We start from the raw sequence: 21,567 nt of genomic DNA, 5'->3' as shown, positions 1-21,567 counted from the left end.
CTTACGAGTCCTTTCTGTAAATAGTAGGAGCGACCTGTTCCAGACGGCATAATGCCGTCGTGGCAACGCGCTCGGAATGACCAACGTACAGAAACCCGCCCGGTTCCAGCCTGTCCGCCAGACGGCGCCACAGCTTTTCGCGGGTCTCGTCGTCAAAATAAATGACCACGTTGCGGCAAAAAATGGCGGCAAACGTGCCTTTTATCGGCCATTCAGCATTCAGGTTCAAAACCCGAAAAGCAGGTAGCTGGCAAATCGGCCCCGCAAAACGCAGGTTTCCATCCCCAGTGGGCTCCATGTATTTCGCGCGGTTTTCCGCTGAAAGACCTTCTGTCTCGCTGGCAGGATACGTACCGCTGGCAGCCTGTGCCACCACTTCCGAATTAATGTCTGTCGCCAGCAGCCGCACATCATGCGATGGCGCATCGGGAATGCCAGACATGACAGACATGGCCATGCTCCACGGCTCCTGCCCGGTTGAGCAGGCCGCAGACCATAGCCGCACCCGGCCACCGCTCCGCGCTGTACGGGCCAGACGGGGCAGCACTTCGGCCTCTAGATGCTCGAAGTGCTTTTTTTCCCTGAAAAAGCTCGTCACGTTGGTTGTCAGGGCACAGATGAGCTTTTCCATCTCTGCCTGACCAGCCGGTGTTTTTACAAAATCCAGATAGCTCTGGAACGAACCATACCCCAACTCCCGCAACCGGCGGGAAAGACGCGAGTAAACAAGCGTTTTTTTGGACTCAGGTAAGCTGATACCCGCTTCCTCAAAAGCTATGGCACGCACCCTTTGAAAATCAGTGTCGGTATAATCCGTCTCCGCACCCGGCATCAGGGACTTCATTCGGTAACCATGTCCCCAACGAGTTCACCCACAACGGTTTCAAGCTGCAATACGCCAATCATCCGGTTATTGACCATGACAAGACCGCTCAGGCTGCTGCTTTCCTCGGACACGGCCTGTACATCGTTCATGTCGATATCCGCCATGTCGATCACCCTATCAACCAGAAGGCCGCAAACAACCCCGTTTTTGGACTCGACAATAATCGCGACACGGCGCGGGTTATCCGCCTGCGGCTGAATATTGAGATAGATCGCCAGATCAATAACCGTCAGAATGATGCCGCGCAGGTTAATTGCGCCACATACATAATGGGGCGCAAACGGCAGGGCCGTAGTTTTTTCAAACCCGCGGATTTCGCGCACGCTCAGTATCGGAATACAATATTCCTGATCTCCGATGGCGAACACGATCATTTTGACAATCTTGGCGTCCACGCCGTCTTCTTTGTTTTTTTCCGTCATCCCCGGCTTCCTTGCTCAAACACAGCGCGCCACGTCAGAAACCCGCTCAGGCAGCAAGCCCGGTGCGAGCATTCGGTGACCTGTTATCAATCTTACGGATCGCCGTTCCAATCAGCGCTGGCACATCCAGAATGAGGGATACGCTCCCATCTCCCAGAATGGTAGCAGCGGAGACACCAGAGATCTGCCGGTAGTTCTTTTCAATGCTCTTGATAACCACCTGTGTCTGATCGCGGATTTCATCCACAACCAGAGCAGCCCGGCCACCCGATTCATTTTCGACCACCAGAATAACCGCATTGGCCAGTGCTTCCTGCGTGGGAGCTTTGGACAGCCCCAACTCCGCAGCAAGCGGGATGAGCGGCATACATGTGCCACGAATGGAAATAATGTTTCCACCATCGGGCAGCAGATACACATCCCTATGGTCGATCATCATGGTTTCCACCACCGACGAGATGGGAATAACCATGGTGGACTCACCGGCCTCGATCAGCATGCCGTCCAGAACAGCCAGGGTCAGCGGCAGGCTCAGGCTGAATGTCGTGCCTTCACCCGGCACGCTCTGAATGGTTACGCGCCCACCAAGGCTGAGAATAGCCTGTTTAACAACATCCATACCAACCCCACGCCCGGAAAGATCCGATACGGTGGCTGCCGTTGAAAAGCCGGGAGCAAAAATCAGATTATTGATCTCATCATCGCTCAGCACCGCGTCAGGCGCCACAATCCCGCGCTTGACGGCCGTTTCCAGCACGCGCTGGCGGTTGATGCCGCCCCCATCATCCTTGATGGTGATAAGGATACGGCCCGAACGATGCCCGGCCGAAAGCAGAATATGCCCTTCCGCCGGTTTGCCCGCGGCAAGACGATCTTCCACTTTTTCAATACCGTGGTCCACGGCATTGCGCAGCATGTGGGTCAGCGGATCAGTCAGTTTTTCGACCAGCGTGCGGTCAACTTCCGTGTCTTCACCTTCCAGCAGAAGGACAACGTCCTTCTTGGTCATGGAACAGGCTTCACGCACTACGCGCTGCATACGCTGGAACACACTGCGCACAGGCTGCGCTCGCACCGCCATGACAGCATCCTGAATATCGCGCGTCAGAGACTGCATGCTGCTGATGCTCTGCGTCAGTTCCTGCTGCATCGCGCCCTCATTGCGGCGCGACAGCGCTTCAATGGAAGCCTGAGCAATCACCAGTTCCCCGACCAGATCCATCAGATCATCAATCCGGTGCAGATCGACACGGATGGACGCGGCCTGTTCCGTCTTGCGGGGCGGAGCCGCAGGATTCCCCGCGATGGCATTTGTTACCGCAGCAGGTGCCACCTCATGAACGGGGGCCGCTGCCTGTACCGCAGCAGGAGCTTCGTGAGCAGGGGCACTCACCGGCGCGGGAGCTGCTGCTGGCGCAGGGGGCGCAGCTACAACAGGCGCTACGGCTGGCGCAGCCGGAGCTTCTTCAGCCGCACCTTCATGGGTGATGCTAAAGTCACAGACATCGCTCACCCAGTCAAAAACGCCATGCACGCTTTCTTCGGACACAGCCGCAGGCAGCACAACTCGCCAGGACAGACACGCCCGTGTGGGTTGCAGATCATGCAGGGTCGGCAGACCACTGGTGTCACAGGTAACACTCAGCACGCCGCCTTCCACCGTGGCCACCAGATCACGCAGGCCGATCAGGATGTTACGGGCATCGTCACCACGCTCATACATGGCGTCCTGCGGGCGGAAACTCACCACCAGATCAGGCGTGGCCGCAGGTTCATCAAACCCGAAATCCATCTCGACCGGGATCGGTTCAAAGTCCATTGGCACCGGCACGAAATCCATCGGCACGGGCACAAAATCCTGTGGCACGACATCTTCGGCCGGTTTGGGCGCACCATCGCTGTTGATGATTGCCTCAAGCTCGGCATGGCTTTCCGCCACCCGCTCATGATCAACCCCTGCCCCACCTCTGGCCTCGACCACCAGATCGCTCAGAACATCCATCGCCTTGAGAAAGGTCTTCATGATGTCATGCGTAGGCACGATCCGGCCCGAGCGCAGACCATCCAGAGAACTTTCAAAAACATGCGCGAAACGCACAAGGTTTTCGAGACCAAAGGACGCAGCGCCCCCTTTGATCGAATGAACGGCGCGGAAGACGGCATTAATGGTCTCGTGGTCCGAATCCCCATCTGACAGGGCACTCAGACCGCGTTCCAGCTCCTGCAGCTGTTCGTCACACTCCTGGAAAAAAACCTGGAGGATATCGTCCATATCACCACTCATTCCGGCGCCCTTTCCTTCAGGCCGTAACCCGGCGGATTGCCGCCAGAAGACTTTCGGTACTGAACGGTTTAACAATCCACCCTGTCGCCCCAGCCTCGCGGGCTCTGGCTTTCTTTTCGGGATCGCTTTCCGTTGTCAGGACAATCACTGGCAGATGCTTGTACTGATCAAGCTTACGCACAGCTTCGATCACCTCGAAACCATCCATCCGCGGCATATTGATATCGGTAATGACAGCTTTGGGCGGCGGGTTGGCGGCTTGCAGAACCTCAAGCCCTTCAACACCATCTCCACCCTGAATCACATCATAACCCGCGCCTTCCAGAACCTTGCGCAACATGCCCTGCATGGTTCTGGAGTCATCAATCGTCAGGACACGCACGCCCTTGTTATCCGTCATAATCTATTGCTCCTTGGAGGAGGCTGGCTGTCCGGGCAAAAACGCGCCAACCCCAAAAAGGGCGTATGCTTCCCTGAACGGCTCAGACGGAGCCGCTACAGTACATCCACTTGCAAGAAGAAGCTGCAAGCAAAGCCCACCAATATAAGTCACGCCTGACGCATCCAGGCTGACAGCTTCAGGCGCGGCCTGAGCCAGCGCATCTTCGATCAGCTTTTTCAGACCAGCCGCCCCTGCCGTATCCAGTCGTTCGGGCAGGGTTACGGTCACGGCCGACACAGCGGCACCTGAAGCATTCGCCATTAGAACTCCTCCCAACCCTGATCAGAAGAAGTTGTCGGAAGGGAGGAAGACACAGCAGGCACCGGGCGAGGTGGCGCCACTTCGCGGCTGACAGGCTTAAGCGCCACTGTTTCACGCTGCCTCGGGGCTGCTGCGGGCTGCGGGCTGCGGGCCTCACCATCGTCCTTGCGGCGGTTGATGCGGAAGCGGCTGAGTGTCTGCGTAAGCGTGCGGGTTTCAGCCGTCAGGTTATGGCTGGCGGCGGTCGTTTCTTCCACCATCGCCGCATTCTGCTGCGTTACCTGATCCATATCGCCAATGGAAACCGTGATTTCGGACAGGCGCGTGGCCTGATCTTGCGTCGCAGCCGAAATTTCTTCCACACGGGTGGCAATATTCTGCGTGCTGCCAGAGAACTCGCCCAGATAGCGGCCCGTCTGCTGCACCAGATCCACACCTTTATCAACCTGCTCTGCCGAGACGGAAATCAGATGCTTGATTTCGCTGGCCGATGTGGCGGACTGCTCGGCCAGTGAACGGACTTCCTGTGCCACCACGGCAAAGCCGCGCCCGGCTTCACCCGCACGGGCGGCCTCGACACCAGCATTGAGCGCCAGAACGTTGGTCTGGAAGGCAATGCCATCAATCACGGAAATGATCTCGCCGATGGAGTCAGAGGATTTCTTGATCCCGTCCATGGCCTTAGTGGCTTCTTCCATCACGCCGCTGGCCAGCCGTACTTTTTCAAGCGAACGCTTGCTTTCAGCACTGGCATCCGTGCAGGCCTTGGCGGTCAACTGCACGCCATCACGGATGGTGCGCACCGTAGCTGCTGCCTGCCCGAGATTGGCAGCCTGCTTTTCCGTGCGCTTGGCCAGATCGTCCGATGCGGTGGCAATTTCGGTGGCGCCGGTCGCAATAAGCTGGGAGTTATTGGCAACCGCAAGTAGCGCACCGTTAAGCCGCGTTACGGAGTTATTGAACGCCTTACGCAGCGGATCGAACTCGCCATCAAAAATCGGGTCAGTCAGTTGCTTGCGCAGATCGCCCTGAGCCATTTCCTCAAGCGCGTTGCCCAGCGCTTCGATGATCATATGCGTCTGGCGGTCACGATCCTGGCTCTGGGCAAGAGACTTCTTGATTTCCTCAGCCATGGCTTCCTGACGGGACTTGGCGTCGGTCTGTTCGCGCACGCTGCGGGCGAACTCGACCATAACGCGCGAAAGCCTGCCGGACTCATCACGGTTATCAAGAAACTGCACGTTGTTATCGCGGACTTCGCCCCGGCCAAGCTGCTCGCCTACAACCACGAGGCTTTCCAGCGGCTGCGTGACCACACGGGTCAGCATGACCCAGATCATGAAAACAACGATTTCGCCAAAGCCGAGTGCGCTCATGTTCATCAGGAACATGTGCTCCACGGGCTCATGCACCAGATAACCGACCCCTTCGATCAGGATCTGGAGCATCAAATATGCCTCCAGACAGAGCATCACGGTTCTGATTTTGACGCGGAAGGTGGCGTCTTTATACAGCCAGTTCAACATGCCAGTCTAACTTCCCTTCATGCTCACGGGGGGCCATAGCAGACCATGCCCAGCGTATTCCTGCCTGAGGCAATACGCTGGCAGGAAAACCTGCGCCACCATCCGCGCCCATTAGCCAAAAGACAATAGTGCCTAACCAACAATCCAGGCTTCCTCAGCAGACTGGCTATTGCGGTTTCCAAACTGACCAGCAGTTAAGAAAACCCAGCCACTCCACTGTTCCGCATACCTGATTGTTGCGCCATTGCAGGCCGGGCTCTGACATCACTCAGGGCACACACCAAAACAAAAATAGAATTAACACGCTACAATCAGAAGCATCCAACAGGAATCCTTAAAATCCTTGCTTAGATACTACATGGAAATAAACATTGGACAACCCATCGCCCGGCATCTGACGCCCATGAACCGCCAAAAATAGCGGTTCATAAAAAGGATTTTTGTCGAAGGGCTTCCTATAGGTAACCATGAACATAAATTAAATTTAACGTCTTCTTAACAAACCCGACCTACCCGCCAAAACTGCGTACCAGACCACCGGCAACCATCTGCCAGCCATCAACCATGACAAAGAAAATCAGCTTGAACGGCAGGGAAATCGTGGCGGGGGGAAGCATCATCATACCCAGGCTCATCAGCACGCTGGCCGTAACAAGATCAATGACCAGAAAAGGCAGATAGAGCAGGAACCCCATTTCGAAACCGCGGCTCAGCTCCCCGATCATAAAAGCGGGCATAATGACACGCCACGGCGTATCCGATGCCACTTTGGGAGTCGGCAAATTGGCCAGATGCAAAAAGGTCGCCACATCGGCCGGGCGGGCATTGGCCAGCATAAATGTCCTGAATGGCTCGGCTGCGGCTTTCAAGCCATCCATCTCACTCACATGCCCATCGAGCATGGGAGAGACACCCTGCACCCATGATTGCTCAAAAACCGGCTGCATCACAAAAAATGTCAGAAACAGCCCCAGCCCGATCAAAACCGTATTGGGCGGTGTACCCTGCGCCCCCAGCGCCCCGCGCAGGAGCGAAAGCACGACGATAATACGCGTAAACGCCGTAACCATGACCAGAAGGCTCGGCGCAAGCGACAGAATGGTAATCAGCGCCGTAAGCTGGATAAGCCTGCTGGCGGTACCCGTATCGCCCGTCCCCTTACCCAGATCCAGCGTGACAGACTGGGCAACGGCCTGCCCGCCCATGACCGTCAGCATAACCGCTACAACAATGCCAAGGAGCGAAAACCCCAGCAGCCATTTCTGCCCTCCTGACAGAACACCCGCCAGAGTTCGTTTACCGCTGAGCCTGTTAGTCATGGGGAACCATTGCAGAAAATTGGGGCGTATTTTCCAAGGGGACATCATCATCCGTCCACCCCAGAAACACATCATTACCGCCGCCGGTGAGAATCACGCCCGTTTTAGCGCCACACCGGATCAGGCTCAGCCGCCTGCGCTGATCCAGCGCCAAACTTTCCAGAACGGCCAGATGCCGGGTCTGCCGCCGAGCGGCCACATAAGGCAGCACTCTTTTCAGCACTTTCTGGCTGAGAAGAATAAGGCCAATGACCAGAACGAACGATCCGCAATAAACCAGCCACGGCATAATAAACGCACCCGTTCCCGCAGAAAGACCGCCTGCAGGCGCCACGCTGGTTGCCGCCGTCCCGGACATGGCCGCCCCGTTAGCTGGACGCGGGGGTGGAGGACAGGATTTCCGTCATCGTAACGCCAATGTAATTGTCATCCACCACCACGATTTCCCCACGGGCGATCAGACGGTTATTGGCATAAATATCGACAGCCTCACCCAGCTTCTTGTCCAGTTCCACAACCGCGCCACGGCCAAGGCGCAGCAACTGGCTAACAGGCATGGTGGCCGTACCGATTACCGCCGTGATCTTGACCGGAATATCATACACGGCCTCCATCTGGCTGCCGCCACCAGCGGCTTTGGCGGCCGCATCATCCTGGGCGGTTGTATCCGCGGGCTGTTCCGGCGCCGCGGAGGTTGCGAAATCCTCTAACCCGATCGGTTCGTTACCTGCACTCATGATACTCTCCGCCTTATCTTATTCCGCCGGTTTATTCAGCTGGATGCGCTGCTTTGCCAGAGCCGTAACCGCAGCCACAATCTTTTGCGCAACGGACTTACGCCACTGTTGCGGGTCAATGACAATGGTGTTCACTGGCGATGCAATGCTTATCGCACCTTCTGCCAGCTCTGGCACCATTTCAATCCGCACTGTGGCGCTATCCTTGAAAATTGCCTGCAGGCGCGGGCCATCCACCGGGCCACAACGGACTGTTACAGCACCTTCGCATTCCTTCACGAAAGCTGCGGCATCCGCCACCAGATCCCGACGCACGCCTTCGAGCACATCGCCATGCAGGGCTGCAAGCTGCGCCACAATATCGACCACCGTGCCGACAAAGGAATCCGCAACTGTTTTCAAAGCCTCATCACGGCGCGTGTCTTCATCACGAAAGGCGGTTTCAAGCGCTGCAAAGCTGCTCGTATACACAACGCGCAGCGCTTCTTCCTTTTCAGCCGCACCTTTCTCAAAACCGTCCTGAAAAGCTGTGGCCCGCAGTTCTTCCACCTGCTCTGGCGTCATGGACACCAGATTGGGATCGGGTTCAGGCTCTTCCTCCGGCTCGGGCTGCTTGACCACAACAGGCGCTGCGTTCAGATCCGCGCCAAAGTCTTCCAGCTCGATCGGTCGCCCACGCCCTGAAACGATCCCGCCTTCAGGAACGACAAAATGCGCGACCTCTCCCGCCACCTGCTTTGAAACAGGGTGGAATGGAACAAAACCATCCGTCACGGAATAATCTCGTCGTTGCCGCCATTTTCGGTCAGGTCGATCTCGCCCGCATTCGCCATGTTCTTGATGGTTGCGACAATTTCAGACTGCGCCGTATCCGCATCCTTCACGCGCACAGGGCCAAGGGCGGAAATTTCTTCAAGCAAGATACTGCCTGCGCGCTTGGACATGCATTGCAAGAACATATTGCGCACTGTCTCGGAGGCACCTTTGAGTGCAAGAGGCAGCTTTTCACGGTCAATCTCGCCAACGATGCGCATAAGCGCCTCATGCGGCAGACGTTTGATGTCTTCAAAGGTGAACATCAACGCCTTCACCTTTTCCATATCCTCGTGATTTCTCTTGTCCATCGCTTCCATCAGACGGGTTTCCGTCTTGCGATCGAAGTTATTGAACACTTCAGCCAGAAGCTCGTAACTGTCGCGCTTGGCCGAGCGACCGAGCGAGGAAATGAACTCGGAGCGCAGCGTGGATTCGACGCTGTCCAGAACCTCGCGCTGCACCGTTTCCATATGCAGGACGCGCATCATCACATCCGTTGCATAATCTTCGGGCAGCAGGGACAGGATGCGGGCCGCATGGGCAGGCTGCAGACGGCTGAGAATAACAGCGGCGGTCTGCGGGTATTCGCTGCGCAGGTAGTTGGCCAGAACGGTTTCCTGCACGTTGCCCAGCTTGTCCCACATGGTGCGCCCGGCCGGACCACGGATTTCGTCCATGATCTTGTCGACCTGCTCCGTAGGCAGAGCCTTCCGCAGAAAATCTTCCGTTGTTTCGTAAGTGCCCACCAGCCCTTCGGGAGATTCGAAGTTCTTGGTGAACTCGTGACAGACAGCCTCGACCACTTCCGCCCGCACAACACCCAGACCGGACATGGCCACGGAAATATCGCGCAGTTCGTCCTCATGCAGCAGCTTGAGAACCTTGGCCGCCTGCTCACGCCCGATCGCCAGCATGAGAATGGCGGCTTTCTGTTTACCGCTCAGCACATGCGCGGGATTGGCGGGCGCAAAGGAGTTGTTACCGTTCTCGAACGTGGTCAGACCTGGCTCAGACACGCATCATACTCCTTTCTTGGGGTCAGGCATGGCCAGCCAATTCCTGATGATAAAGACCGTCTCGCGCGGATTTTCCTCGATACGGGCAGCAACCTTGGCGATTGCCCCCATCCGCACCCGACCCGCGACCTGATCGAGGGTAACGGTTTCATCCTCATCAATCTCAGGCTCGCCTTCCTTGCCTGCACCACCACCGGAGCCGATCCGCGCGGCATTGCCGCCAGCCGCACCAGCAGCCCCCGGCACACCCACGGCGGCCGCCGCGCCAGCCAGCAGCGGCAGACCAGCCGCACCACGACGGAGCACAGGCCGCAGAGCAATAAAGATGGCACCCAGAGCCAGCACGATGGGAATAACCCATTCAGCCACATAGATAAGGGTATCACGGTCAAACAGATTGAGCTTTTCAGCCGTAAAACCTACGCCGCCATCAGGCATGAAGCGCATGGAAACAACGTTAACCTCGTCACCACGCGCCTTGTCATAACCGATCGCGGTTTTCGCCAGCGTGCTGATGCGTTCGATCTCGGCATCATCCAGCGGTTTCCAGATATCTTTGCCGGTTTTATCCTTGCTGAAAGACCCATCAACCATAACGGCCAGACTGATGCGCGAAACACGCGGACGGGTCTGGCTGACCACGCGCACACGTTTACCGATTTCGTAGTTATCGGTTTCTTCTTCGCGATCGTCGCTGGAGCCACTCTTATTATTCTGGTTCGCGTTGGCGTTCGGCAGGTTGTTCGCAACCGATGTATTCGGGTTGGATTCGGTATTAACGCTCTTGTCAGACGTTGTCTGCTGCGAGCGCAGAACCTGCTGGTTGGGGTCGAAGCTCTCTTCCGTCTCGCGTATTTCGTCGGTGTTCATGGTCACCGCCGCACGAGCGCGCACATGCCCAGCACCCAAGGTAGGCACCAGCATGTCTTCCACCGCCTGCGACAGGCGCTGCTCTTCCGAAAAACGCAGCTTGTCTATGGTCGATTCCTGACCCGCCACACTATCGGGGTCACCCGGCTTGACCAGCACATCGCCACGCGTATCCACGATGGAAATGTTCTGCGGCCTCAGGCCCGGAACTGCCGCAGCGACAAGATTCTGGATCGCCTGAATCCCATCGGGAGACATACGCCCCCCACGCCCGATATCGAGCACCACACTGGCCTGCGAAGGACTTGTCTGGGTTGAGAACAGATCACGATGTGGCAGCACCAGATGTACACGGACATTGCGCACACCGTGCAGCAGCCGGATGGAGCGTTCCAGCTCCCCTTCCATCGCGCGGGTTTCGTTAATGGTCTGCTCGAACTGAGTCGTTGTCAGCGTGCCGCTTTTATCAAACAGCTCATAGCCAACAGCCCCACCACTTGGCAGGCCATCCTTGGCCAGCAGAAGCCGCGCACTGGCTACCTTATCCTTGGGCACATAAATACTGGCACCATCGGAGCTGGTTTTGTTGGAAATATGGGCCTTGCTCAGATCTTCAACCATCTGGGCGGCTTCGTTCAGGTCGAGGTCACCATAAAGCAGCGCCATGGGCTGAGTGCTGCCCCGGAAGACAAACAACCCCAACATACCAAGCAGGACAAATCCCGCTGCACCAAGGGCAATCAATCGTGTGCGCCCAAGGTTTTTCAGGCTAGCCAATATATTCTGCATATTCCGGGAACCGCTACCCTGTCACAGCGTTAAATGGAGAACGTGTCCACTTGCTCGGCTGGTCAACCATCTGACACTCCTCCGCCTTGCCCTGCTTTCGCCTCGTTCATGCACCAAGGTAGCATGGGATTTAGCACGCCAATCATATTCATACGCCAGCAATCAGGAAGCCTAAAACCGCCTCCTGATGACAAATTCGCATGTGTGGCTTCTTAAGCCCCACCGCCCTGCCCTGAAAACGCTTTGTACACAAGACAATAAGTCGCTTCAGGGAATATAGGCATTGGTCGGCGGCACTTTCTTAATCGGCAGATTAAGCCTGTTGGCGTTCTGATCCTGCGTCAGACCTGTCGGCCCCTGAGAGACCTCACGCGCAACGTTGGGCATCAGATCGGGGCGACCCCAGCAATCCACACCGTTCCAACTCTGGGTGCAGTAAGGTTGCGGCGCAGGCGGACGCTCAGGCGGTGCGCACCAGTCTTCCCCTTCCTGAATATACCCGGCATTGCATTCACGCCCTGTCACGCGGTGCGCGATGTAGTCCGGGGCACACCCGCTCAGAAAAGCCGCCACACCCAACAGCACGACACGCCTGATCATCAGCACCACTCTCCTTGCCGCGGCGGTTTATTGCCGGGACAGAGCCAGAGCTCCGCCCCCATCGGCCTTCGATGACGCGCTTCCACGGCTCCACCATGCAGCCGCACCGGCATCCGCCGTCTGCTCGGATTTGCCATCTGCGCCAAACGATGTACGCAACGGACGGAAATTGCGTACCCCGGCCATGTACTGAGAGACCAGATTAACGCGTTCAGGCACCATATAGCCCATAACCGCAGAAATCTTGCGCGGGCTCATCTTGCTGGCCAGAGACACAAGCACATGGATATCCATGATATTGAAAATGGCCGCCGCTTCCTTGGGGGGCATTTCCTCATAGATCTTGACCAGACGCTCGGTTTCGGCCGCCATGGTTTCCTTATGGGCTGCCTGACGCTCCGCCAGCGCTGCCATGGAATTATCCAGATCGCGCATTTTCTCATCCAGCGCGGCCTTGGCCGCATCCAGAATACGCTTCTGATCTTCCAGCCCCTTCTGCTCGCCATCAATATCGGAACGGCGGGCAAGAATATCACGGGCGAGATCGGTTTCGGCGCGGTCAACCTGACGATTGCTATCGGAATCGCTGTTGACGCCGGGCGCTACCGTGGCAACGCAACTGCTACCGCTCGCGCAGTCATTGCTGGCCGCCACGTTCTGAACAGGATCCGGCGCTTTTTCAGGGGCAGACAGAGCCTGCGTCCCTGACGGCAGAACGGAGGTCCAGCCTTCAGCATCGTTACGTGCAGCAGCGAGACCTCGTGCGCCAGCGTTACCCGCCACCTTCGGCTTTGCAGCCGGTGCGGAGGTGTCTGATACGGCGGGTTCTCCCGTATCAGACGGGCCATCTTTCAGATGACCTGCGAGCGCGTGCATATTCATTGCCAGAAGAAGAGTCATCAGGCTGGATGAAATATGAACGAGTTTCCCGAATGACAGACGGGGAATTAGCATCACGACCTAGCCCGTTGCGGGTTTCTGCCTAAGAGTTATACACCTACGTTCTGACACCACGCCAGCCCATAATCCACTTTCCCGGAAGCAATGTGGGGTGTTTCAGCTCGGCTGCACATCCAACTCGCTTGCCTCATCCGCCAGCACCTTCACCGCGAAAGGACGCATGATGCTGCCGAATGATTTTTACATATATCTCTAATGCGTGATGAGGCGTAAGCGCCTGAGTGTCAAGCGCTGATCAAAATTCGGCTTAATATTTATTATCAACGCAACATTTCAATAAATTACATAGGTAGCAATGACGCGCGCCAGATTTGATTTTTATTATTTGATATTTTGATATTTTGATATTTTATTTTGATTGTTAATTTTTTATTTTAAATTCCTAAATTTTTTGGAAATATTAACCGTATTTTGACGAACTGAGCCTTCACTAAAGAAAAATGCCGCTTTCTCATGAAAATGCAAAACAGCCATTCATAAAACACATGAAAGCCAGTCAGAGCGACCAAACCTGCCACATAGTTTCATGTAAAGCAGGAAAACGGAATATGTTTTCAGAGAAAACCTAAATTACGATAATTCAGCGCCTTCCGGCTGTTCTTTTTCATCAACCCACATCCGCGCACAATACGGTCACAGATCTATTGTTAAGGTTTTATGATGGAATAACCGCGTAGACTCAGCGCTCGCGATCATACGGAAAATTTAAAGAGCAACCGCAATGCTGGACAATGCTTTTTATCCGCACTCCCGTCAGGCTCCCCTCATCGCCCTGATCGGATGCGATGGCGCAGGTAAATCAACCCTGACACGGGCACTGGCCCACCAGTTGGGGCAGGATCATCAAACGGCTTTCTGTTACCTTGGACTAGGCTCGGGCGATCTGGGGCGCAGAATCCGCCAGTGGCCACTCATTGGCCCACGCCTTGCAACAATGCTCTCCACCAAGGCGCAGAAAACCCGCACCCCGGACGAGAACATACCGGGAGTCGCAACCGCTCTGGTTGTCTTTTGTTTTTCCCTGCTCCGCTTTTACCGCTTCCAAAAAGCCATGCTGGCCCGCAGCCATGGCACGCTGGTGGTAACTGACCGTTACCCGCAGGCTGAAACACCGGGCTGGTGCGATGGGCCGGGTCTATCTGCCGCCAAAACGGATAACCGTTTTATCCGCTGGTTAGCCCGCATTGAAAAATGGCTGTACGATTACATGGCCGCCATCCATCCAACCGTTATTATTTTTCTGGATGTAGACGTCGGAACGGCCATCAGCCGCAAACCCGATCATGACCCCGCCCTGCTGGCCTGCAAGATAGAAAAAACCCGCAGGCTCCATTTTAATGGGGCTCCAATGGAGACAATCGATGCACGGCAAGACTACCCCACCGTAAGCCGGATAGTACTGAATACTGTCAGGCGGTATGTACACCGCCATAAAACCCTGCACGCCCTGCTCATACGGCGGCGGGCAACACTTCAGTCCAACACATTGTCCCAGGTCACAACATGAGCCGCGCGGGAAACTAGACGGCAAAAACCCGAGTAAAAAAGAGCGCCATGGCTGAGGCCGTAATAGCAACCCCATACGGTAGCGGCCCACGCCGGGCAATGCGCCAGCGTTCGGCCAGCACGGCACGATACCAGAGAGGGAACCGCCCCCTCCTGTAGCCCGGCGCACGCACAATACAGCCCAAAAACAGGTAAAAAAGAGCCAACACACCCCCACTCAGGGGCACAAGCACCGCAAAATCGAGTGTTTTATGGGCTGGCACCACCAGCATGGAAGCTGCCATCAGCTTGACATCCCCGCCGCCCAGCAAACCAAGCAACCAAAGGCCGCTACAGACAGCAAAGGTCAGACCTGACGCCATCAGGGCGATAGGGAGATCACCCTGCAAACTCTGCAAAGCGACTCCCACACACAGTAGCACTATGGAAATACCATCCGGTATCGTGCGCGATGCCAGATCGCACAGGGCTGCATAAATCAGTAGCAGACCCGCCGCCACTTCCAGACCGATCATCAGACTTTGCACCAGATTGCATTCCACTCAAAGCGTTACGACTGTCAGACGGCACACCACAAGCACAGCAGAGCCTATACCCTGCCGGGGCGGAAACAATGATTTGTCTATATGGGGAGATGGTGGACCCGACGCGATTCGAACGCGTGACCTTTGCCTTCGGAGGGCAACGCTCTATCCAGCTGAGCTACGGGTCCGTGCGCATTTTCCTATCCCAAAGGCAGGGTGTTGCCAAGCCTCTATCTTCACCACGGCGCGCACCACACAGGCTGGGTTAGCGGGCCAGCGTATCAATCCGTGCGGGCAGAAACCAGGGCAAGGCTTCCCCACCCGGCCCGGCTCTGTCCCGCCAGGCAAACCCCGCAGCCATCCATGCACTGGCGGCACTCTCTCCCCCGGATGGCATAAACCCGCTCGGGTTCAGAATCCATGCCGCAATATCCGCCTCTGTCCGTGCCGCACTCCGGCTGCGTAACAAGAGATGGTAGCCCCCCGGCACCAGATCACGCCGAACCACACCCCGTGTGACCTGCCATAAGTGGCCGATAGCAGCAGGCGGAACGATTTGATCCCTGTCCCCATACAGGCACAGGATAGGCCCGCGCACGCCGGGCGCAGCGTGCACGGCCTCATTCATCAACCCTACAAGGCCACGGAGGGTATCAAAGCGCGTGGCATGCAGGGTTAGCGGGTCATAATACAGGCGGATCATGGCGGGCAGACTGTCTCCCGCCACGATATGGCCGGGGAGTTCTCGCCCTGTTACCTCATGGGCGGGAAACAGCGTCGCCATAACCGCCAGCGATACCCGCACGCCCGGCCCCATGTTCCATATGGCCGGTGCCAGCAGTACCGCCCCCGCAACCGAAGAAGCCGCAGGCTGCGCCATGAACAGCATGGCGACAGCCCCGCCCATGCTTTCTCCCGCCAGATAGAGCGGCGCATCCGGCGCTTCATGCCGTAAAAGGGCAATTTCCTCGCCAAGATCAGCTACAAGCCTTGTGCTACCGGGCCAGAGCCCCCTCTCTGCCGTGCCGCCAAAGCCGCGTATATCCGGCGCTATCACCGTAATGCCCTGCGCTGCCAGCACGGGGCCTGCGGCCTCCCATGCGTCACGGCTGTCGTTAAAACCATGCAGGGCCAGCAACCGGGCGTGAGGCACACCCTGCGCAGGCCAGACCCGCGCTGGTATCTGCGCACCATCGGACAGGGTGAACACACGATCAGGCGCCACCAGCCGCCCCGCTGCCGCAAACCGCGCCGGAGGTATGGGGGCCGAGGCAACAGACCCCGCTGGATGCGGCCCCGCACATCCGCCCAGAATACCGGCACAGATCATGGCCAATGCCCACAATCCGCTCCTGCTCACGCGCATGCGAAGACAGGAGAGGTGCAAAAAGCCGCCTGACATGTCTATCATTCTCCACCACAGCCCTGCCTGGCGATCAGACAGGCCACAGATTCTCTAGCCCATGCAGGATGACAATGGCGACCACCCTTGCACACACCCCCGCCCCCGTACCGCACCCACGGCTGGGCCATGTCGAAACCATTCTGGTCGATAGCCGTAAGATTGCCTGCGATGGCGGGCTAGGCGCACTCGGTCACCCACGCGTATGGCTGAAAATTGGGGGGCATCAGGCTGTTTGCCCCTATTGTTCACGCCTGTTCGTGCTGCAGCCGGGCGCTATGGACAGCCACGATCACTAAAAGGCCACTCTGGCCAGCGCAAACGCGCTAGTGATGCAGCGAGTGTGAAAACAGGTTGATAACCAGCACGCCCACCACGATCAGGCCAATGCCTGCAAGGGCGGGCATATCAAGGCTCTGGCGGAACACCAGCAGACCGACGATAGCACTCAGCACCACACCCGCCCCGGCCCATATGGCGTAGAGAATACCCACAGGTACGGTTTTGAGCGGGATGGACAGAAAGTAAAAGGCAAAGCCATACGCGATCAGGCTCCCCGCGGCTGGCAGCCAGCGGGCAAAGCCCTGCGATGCCGCCAGACACGTTGTGCCGACCATTTCGAACACGATAGCCAGTGTCAGCATTACAAAAGGCTTTTCCATCATGCCCGCTCTCCGCCAGCCTGCCTCCGGGGCAGTTCCTGCTTAACCGCCGATCCGCTCAAGGCCGCCCATATAGGGCCGCAGCGCTTCCGGGATGGTGATGGAGCCATCCGCGTTCTGGTAGTTTTCCATCACGGCAATCAGTGTCCGGCCAACCGCCAGGCCGGAGCCATTGAGCGTATGGACAAAAACCGGGCTTTCCCCCGCCTTGGGCCGGAAACGCGCATTCATGCGGCGGGCCTGAAAGTCGCGCGTGTTGGAGCAGGACGAGATTTCGCGCCAGGCATTCTGCCCCGGTAGCCACGCTTCCAGATCATAAGTGCGGGCCGCACCAAAACCCGTATCGCCCGCGCAAAGCAGCATCCGGCGATAGGGAACACCCAGACGCTCCAGCACCGTTTCCGCACAGCGGGTCATGCGCTCGTGCTCGGCCTCGCTGGCCTCTGGCGTGGTGATGGACACCATTTCCACTTTTTCAAACTGGTGCTGACGCAACATGCCGCGCACATCGCGCCCTGCGGCCCCAGCCTCGGAACGGAAACACTGGCTGAGTGCCGTCAGACGCAGCGGCAGGGCCGCGCCATCAAGAATATCGCCCGACACAGAGGCCGTCAGCGGCACTTCTGCCGTAGGAATAAGCCACCGGCCATCTTCGGTACGGAAAGACTGATCCGCGAATTTGGGCAGCTTGTCAGTGCCATACATGGCATCGTCATTGACCAGTGTCGGCACCATGACTTCAGTATAACCATGCTCGGCCGTGTGCAGATCGAGCATGAACTGCCCCAGCGCACGCTCCAGCCGCGCCAGCGCACCGCGCAACAGCACAAACCGCGCACCGGACAGCTTGGACGCGGTGCCGAAATCCATCAGCCCCAGCCCTTCACCCAGCTCGAAATGCTGCTTGGGGGTGAAGTCGAAAACACGCCTGTCGCCCCAGACATGCTGTTCCACATTGGCGTTTTCATCCGCACCGGCAGGCACGGTGGGATCAAGCCTGTTCGGCAGGTTGGCCAGAAGGGCCGTGCTGTTGCGCTCCAGCGCCACAACGGCCTCTTCCAGCGCTTCCATATCGGCGCGCAGGGCTACACCTTCGGCTTCCAGCTCGGCACTGTCCGCACCGGTACGCTTGAGCGCGCCAATTTCACGGGCCAGCGCCTTGCGGCGGGTCTGCTTTTCCTGCAGGGCGGTCTGGGCCTGACGGCGTTCCTCGTCCCATGCCACAAGCTGCTGCGCTACCGGGTCCAGACCACGGCGGGCCAGATCGGCATCAAACGCGGCGGGGTCTGCCCGCAGACTGCGGATATCGTGCATGGGTCAGGAACTTTCCTGCTGGGAGTTGGTCTCGTTTGCGCTCCGGCGCGTGGCCCATGCGGGCTCGACCATCCGGGCGCACAGAATGGAAACCTCGTACAGCAGCACGAGCGGCACCGCGAGGCCAATCTGGGTAATAACATCAGGCGGCATGACAATGGCCGCCACCACAAAGGCGCCCACGATCGCATAGCGGCGGAACCGCCGGAGCATGGCGGCGGTGACAATGCCTGCGCGTGCCAGCAGCGTCAACACCACCGGCAGCTCGAATGCCACGCCAAAAGCCATGATCAGCTTCATGACCAACGCCAGATATTCCGACACTTTGGCCTGAAGTTCGATCTGCACCCCCCCTGTAGCGCCCGGCGTCTGAAACGACAGAAAAAACCGCCACGCAATGGGAAAGATAAAGTAATACGCCAGCGCCGCCCCTGTCAGGAACAGCACCGGTGTTGCCACCAGAAACGGAGCAAATGCCCGTTTTTCAGAACGGTACAGACCGGGCGCGATGAATATCCACGCCTGAATGGCAATCATGGGAAAGGACAGGAACATCGCCCCGAACAACGCCACGCGGATATACGTAAAAAATGCCTCGTACAGCGCCGTATAGATCAGATGCGGCTGCTCACCCTGCTGGCGCATGATCTCACCCAGAGGGCGGGCCAGAAACAGGTAGATGTTTTCAGCGTAATGGTAACACAGCGCAAAACACAGGATGAAGGTCAGCCCCGCCCAAAGCAGCCTGCGCCGCAGTTCCAGCAGGTGCTCAACCAGAGACATGGGCCGATCATTAATCGGATCATGGCTCGTATCGTCGCTCTGGCTGGTTTCGAAGGTTTTGTCGGTCATGCCTGCTGGCCCGCGCTGGATGATGGTTCCGTGCCACGCGTTACCCCGCCAAGGGGTGTGGGGCGCACGACGTGCCGCCCATGCAGAACCCGCACAGGAGGCAGGATGGCGGGCGGCAACAGGCGCGGCTGTTCGTTCAGAATCCGGCGCACGATGCCCGGGGGCAGTTCCGGCGGCGCGGCTTCCACCGCATCATCCGACACGCTGGCATGCAGGCTATCCGGTATTCCATGATCCACAGCAGACCACGGGGCCGCCCCGGCAGACTCTTCGGCAACGCTGCGTGAGACAGACGCAGGCCCGCCCCGGTCAAGGGCGCGAGGGCCGGGCGGCAAGGCATACTCTGTCAGGCTGGCCGGACGCTGGACGGCGCGGCTCAGCCCGCCATCATCATCCAGCGCCTTGATGATGCGCCCGCGCACGTTCAGGTTCTTCAGGTCACGCACCTGATCCCTGACATCGCCCAGATCAGCCTCACGCACCATCTCATCAAAATGGGACTGGAACTCCCCGGCCATACGCCGGGCCTTTTTGACAAAACCCGCAAGCCCACGCAGGGCAACCGGCAGATCCTTCGGCCCGATCACCACCAGGGCCACGGCACCGATCAACGCAATTTCCGACCAGGCAAAATCAAACATCGGCAGCCCCGTTCACACCCGCCACAGGCCGCGCGCCAGCCAGCGCACGACATAAAGGCCCGCTGTGTCTATCACGCCCGTTCCGGCCCGGAAACACTCTCTTCCGCCTCTGGCCCGGACAAAGCCGCTGTTTCGCCCTCCGATGGCGGGGATAGCTCAGGGCCTTCCTCCTGCGTATCCGGGTTGCCAAACGCAATTTCAGACTGGCTCTGGCGCATGTCCGGCACATCCACCAGCAACTCCTCACGTCTGGGCAGATCAGAGAGCGCACGCAGGCCAAAATGGCGCAGGAACTCAGCCGTTGTGCCCCACAGAACAGGGCGGCCAGGCACTTCCTTGCGGCCGCGCGGGGCAATCAGCTCGGCTTCAATCAACGTATCAAGCACGGTCTGGCCCAGACTGACACCGCGAATATCTTCAATATCCGTGCGGGTGCAGGGCTGGTGATAGGCAATAATGGCCAGTGTTTCCATCACCGCGCGGGGCAGGCGCCGGGGGCGTTCGAGCACGCGCGTAAGCTGTGCGGCCAGATCTGGTGCCGTGCGGAACTGCCAGCCCCCCGCCACCTCAACCGGATTGACCCCGCGCCCTTCATAGCGCCTGACAAGGGTGGCCAGCACCGCATCAACAAACGCGCCCAGATCCTCCTGCCCATCCGGCATAAGGCGGCGGCTTTCCAGCAGGTCAGCCAGCCTGCGCGCACTCACCGGCTCGGACGCCGCAAAAATCAGGGCTTCGGCCAGACGCACGGCATCATCAGGCACAACAGGGGCTGCCTGCCTCTCATCACCCTGCACCCCATCAACAGAACCGGACGGGGCATCTTCTTCCGCCTTACGCGGGAGATCTGGCTGTGTCATGAGTTTTCTCCGTCCTGATCTTCGGCCTGCGGGGCTGTGTGCGAGCGCAGCAGAATTTGTCCGAAGGTCTCATCCTGCCGCAATTCCAGCCGCCCGGTCTTGGCCAGTTCCAGACCGGCAATCAATGTGCCTGCAAGAGCTGCGCGCCGCTGCCTGATAGCGGCATCGCCCCCTTCCTGCTCGGGCAGCACATCGGGCAGAAAGGCATCAAGCGCATTCCAGCCCGGCGGCGTTTCGCCCAGAAGGCGCGTTAAGCGGCTGAGCGCATCCTGCACCGTCCAGAAACGCAGCGTGCGTGGCATATACACCTTGCGCGAAGCCGTGCGCCGCATGGCCGCCAGATAGGCGCGCATTAACTGCGGCACATCCAGCACCAGACCGGAGCGGTCGATTTCGGTCAGATCTTCCGGCTCGCCACGGGCAAAAACGTCGCGCCCGAGCTGAGGCCGCGCATCAAGCCAGCGGGCAAGCTGGCCCATGCAGGCCAGTTCAAGCAGGCGTTCATGTAAAAGCTCGGCGGCTTCCTCACCCTCAACGGCCAGTTCATCATCCGGAGGCAGCAACAGGCGCGATTTCAGCCAGGCGAGCCATGCGGCCATCACCAGCCAGTCCGCCGCCAGTTCCAGCCGCACGCGGCGCGCGCTTTCCACAACCGCAAGATACTGCTCAACCAGTTGCAGAATGGAAATACGCGCCAGATCCACCTTTTGCGCCCGCGCCAGATCCAGCAGCAGATCGAGCGGGCCTTCAAACCCTTCCAGTCTCAGCAGGGGTGAACGCGGCAGGGTATCGGCCTCAAGAGCCGCTGCTTCGGGTGCGCCGGTGGGCGCGGCCACGGCGGCAGCCGCCGTGGGTGGGTCAGCCTGTATGCTCAATGC

24 protein-coding genes and 1 tRNA gene are annotated in these 21,567 nt (G+C 58.3%); 2 read left to right on the top strand and 23 right to left on the bottom strand.

The window, feature by feature from the left end:
• Nucleotide 1: 1 nt before the first annotated feature.
• The 14 genes from J2D75_RS05140 to J2D75_RS05075 form a co-directional block, all read right to left on the bottom strand.
• Nucleotides 2-844 (bottom strand): CheR family methyltransferase, encoded by an 843-nt coding sequence (locus J2D75_RS05140; protein WP_207853515.1) that lies wholly within the window; start codon nt 842-844, stop codon nt 2-4.
• On the bottom strand, nt 841-1,308 hold the full coding sequence (locus J2D75_RS05135) for a chemotaxis protein CheW (RefSeq protein WP_207853513.1): 468 nt from the start codon (nt 1,306-1,308) through the stop codon (nt 841-843). The genes J2D75_RS05140 and J2D75_RS05135 overlap by 4 nt, the downstream gene beginning before the upstream one ends.
• A gap of 46 nt (nt 1,309-1,354) precedes the next feature.
• Nucleotides 1,355-3,580: a chemotaxis protein CheA gene (locus J2D75_RS05130; protein WP_243428518.1), complete on the bottom strand. Its 2,226-nt coding sequence runs from the start codon at nt 3,578-3,580 to the stop codon at nt 1,355-1,357.
• 28 nt (nt 3,581-3,608) lie between these two features.
• Nucleotides 3,609-3,992 (bottom strand): response regulator, encoded by a 384-nt coding sequence (locus J2D75_RS05125; protein ID WP_207853509.1) that lies wholly within the window; start codon nt 3,990-3,992, stop codon nt 3,609-3,611.
• A 3-nt stretch (nt 3,993-3,995) separates the two neighbouring features.
• The gene (locus J2D75_RS05120) at nt 3,996-4,295 is read right to left on the bottom strand and encodes an STAS domain-containing protein (RefSeq protein ID WP_207853507.1); all 300 of its coding nucleotides are present in this window, start codon (nt 4,293-4,295) and stop codon (nt 3,996-3,998) included.
• Nucleotides 4,295-5,821 carry a methyl-accepting chemotaxis protein gene (locus J2D75_RS05115; protein ID WP_207853505.1) on the bottom strand — a complete coding sequence of 509 codons (1,527 nt, stop codon included), beginning with the start codon at nt 5,819-5,821 and terminating at the stop codon, nt 4,295-4,297. Before J2D75_RS05115 ends, J2D75_RS05120 begins: the two co-directional genes overlap by 1 nt.
• 509 nt (nt 5,822-6,330) lie before the next feature.
• Entirely contained in the window at nt 6,331-7,038 is a 708-nt protein-coding gene (gene fliP, locus J2D75_RS05110; RefSeq protein ID WP_207853802.1) for a flagellar type III secretion system pore protein FliP, read from the bottom strand.
• 94 nt (nt 7,039-7,132) lie between these two features.
• The gene (locus J2D75_RS05105; RefSeq protein ID WP_207853503.1) at nt 7,133-7,498 is read right to left on the bottom strand and encodes a flagellar biosynthetic protein FliO; all 366 of its coding nucleotides are present in this window, start codon (nt 7,496-7,498) and stop codon (nt 7,133-7,135) included.
• Nucleotides 7,499-7,508: 10 nt separating this feature from the next.
• Nucleotides 7,509-7,877: a flagellar motor switch protein FliN gene (fliN, locus tag J2D75_RS05100; RefSeq protein ID WP_207853494.1), complete on the bottom strand. Its 369-nt coding sequence runs from the start codon at nt 7,875-7,877 to the stop codon at nt 7,509-7,511.
• 18 nt (nt 7,878-7,895) lie between these two features.
• Nucleotides 7,896-8,651 (bottom strand): FliH/SctL family protein, encoded by a 756-nt coding sequence (locus tag J2D75_RS05095; RefSeq protein WP_207853492.1) that lies wholly within the window; start codon nt 8,649-8,651, stop codon nt 7,896-7,898.
• Nucleotides 8,648-9,694 (bottom strand): flagellar motor switch protein FliG, encoded by a 1,047-nt coding sequence (gene fliG / locus J2D75_RS05090; protein ID WP_408736743.1) that lies wholly within the window; start codon nt 9,692-9,694, stop codon nt 8,648-8,650. The genes J2D75_RS05095 and fliG overlap by 4 nt, the downstream gene beginning before the upstream one ends.
• Nucleotides 9,695-9,712: 18 nt before the next feature.
• On the bottom strand, nt 9,713-11,356 hold the full coding sequence (gene fliF, locus J2D75_RS05085) for a flagellar basal-body MS-ring/collar protein FliF (protein ID WP_341534963.1): 1,644 nt from the start codon (nt 11,354-11,356) through the stop codon (nt 9,713-9,715).
• A 279-nt stretch (nt 11,357-11,635) separates the two neighbouring features.
• Complete coding sequence (locus J2D75_RS05080) at nt 11,636-11,968, bottom strand: hypothetical protein (RefSeq protein WP_243428517.1); 333 nt, start codon at nt 11,966-11,968, stop codon at nt 11,636-11,638.
• A gap of 27 nt (nt 11,969-11,995) precedes the next feature.
• The gene (locus J2D75_RS05075) at nt 11,996-12,844 is read right to left on the bottom strand and encodes a MotE family protein (RefSeq protein ID WP_243428516.1); all 849 of its coding nucleotides are present in this window, start codon (nt 12,842-12,844) and stop codon (nt 11,996-11,998) included.
• 805 nt (nt 12,845-13,649) lie between these two features.
• Here J2D75_RS05075 and J2D75_RS05070 point away from each other — a divergent pair.
• Nucleotides 13,650-14,435, top strand: coding sequence for a nucleoside/nucleotide kinase family protein (locus J2D75_RS05070; RefSeq protein ID WP_207853485.1), 786 nt, complete (start codon nt 13,650-13,652; stop codon nt 14,433-14,435).
• A 13-nt stretch (nt 14,436-14,448) separates the two neighbouring features.
• Here J2D75_RS05070 and J2D75_RS05065 read toward each other — a convergent pair whose 3' ends face one another.
• The 3 genes from J2D75_RS05065 to J2D75_RS05055 all read right to left on the bottom strand — a co-directional run bounded on the left by J2D75_RS05065 (nt 14,449) and on the right by J2D75_RS05055 (nt 16,288).
• On the bottom strand, nt 14,449-14,961 hold the full coding sequence (locus tag J2D75_RS05065; RefSeq protein WP_207853483.1) for a prepilin peptidase: 513 nt from the start codon (nt 14,959-14,961) through the stop codon (nt 14,449-14,451).
• Nucleotides 14,962-15,069: 108 nt separating this feature from the next.
• Nucleotides 15,070-15,146: transfer RNA gene (locus J2D75_RS05060), tRNA-Arg, on the bottom strand.
• A 77-nt stretch (nt 15,147-15,223) separates the two neighbouring features.
• Nucleotides 15,224-16,288 (bottom strand): alpha/beta fold hydrolase, encoded by a 1,065-nt coding sequence (locus tag J2D75_RS05055; protein ID WP_207853799.1) that lies wholly within the window; start codon nt 16,286-16,288, stop codon nt 15,224-15,226.
• A 146-nt stretch (nt 16,289-16,434) separates the two neighbouring features.
• Between J2D75_RS05055 and J2D75_RS05050 the strand changes: the two genes are divergently transcribed.
• The gene (locus J2D75_RS05050) at nt 16,435-16,659 is read left to right on the top strand and encodes a zinc-finger domain-containing protein (protein WP_207853474.1); all 225 of its coding nucleotides are present in this window, start codon (nt 16,435-16,437) and stop codon (nt 16,657-16,659) included.
• A 27-nt stretch (nt 16,660-16,686) separates the two neighbouring features.
• Here the strand turns inward: J2D75_RS05050 and J2D75_RS05045 are convergent, their stop codons facing one another.
• The 6 genes from J2D75_RS05045 to J2D75_RS05020 form a co-directional block, all read right to left on the bottom strand.
• Nucleotides 16,687-17,025, bottom strand: a complete 339-nt coding sequence (locus J2D75_RS05045; RefSeq protein WP_207853472.1) for a DMT family transporter — start codon at nt 17,023-17,025, stop codon at nt 16,687-16,689.
• Nucleotides 17,026-17,064: 39 nt separating this feature from the next.
• On the bottom strand, nt 17,065-18,336 hold the full coding sequence (serS, locus tag J2D75_RS05040) for a serine--tRNA ligase (protein ID WP_207853470.1): 1,272 nt from the start codon (nt 18,334-18,336) through the stop codon (nt 17,065-17,067).
• Nucleotides 18,337-18,339: 3 nt separating this feature from the next.
• A complete protein-coding gene (tatC, locus tag J2D75_RS05035; protein ID WP_243428515.1) occupies nt 18,340-19,188 on the bottom strand; it encodes a twin-arginine translocase subunit TatC in 849 nt (282 codons plus the stop codon).
• Nucleotides 19,185-19,829: a Sec-independent protein translocase protein TatB gene (tatB, locus tag J2D75_RS05030; RefSeq protein WP_207853468.1), complete on the bottom strand. Its 645-nt coding sequence runs from the start codon at nt 19,827-19,829 to the stop codon at nt 19,185-19,187. Before tatB ends, tatC begins: the two co-directional genes overlap by 4 nt.
• 71 nt (nt 19,830-19,900) lie before the next feature.
• Nucleotides 19,901-20,689 carry an SMC-Scp complex subunit ScpB gene (gene scpB / locus J2D75_RS05025; RefSeq protein ID WP_207853466.1) on the bottom strand — a complete coding sequence of 263 codons (789 nt, stop codon included), beginning with the start codon at nt 20,687-20,689 and terminating at the stop codon, nt 19,901-19,903.
• A complete protein-coding gene (locus tag J2D75_RS05020; protein WP_207853464.1) occupies nt 20,686-21,564 on the bottom strand; it encodes a segregation and condensation protein A in 879 nt (292 codons plus the stop codon). The genes scpB and J2D75_RS05020 overlap by 4 nt, the downstream gene beginning before the upstream one ends.
• Between the last annotated feature and the right edge of the window lie 3 nt (nt 21,565-21,567).

Source organism: Acetobacter suratthaniensis (assembly GCF_017377745.1).
In the GTDB taxonomy this organism is placed as follows: Bacteria; Pseudomonadota; Alphaproteobacteria; order Acetobacterales; family Acetobacteraceae; genus Acetobacter; species Acetobacter suratthaniensis.
The sequence above is the reverse complement of the archived record's forward strand: the minus strand, read 5'-3'. Positions and strand labels throughout refer to the sequence as shown.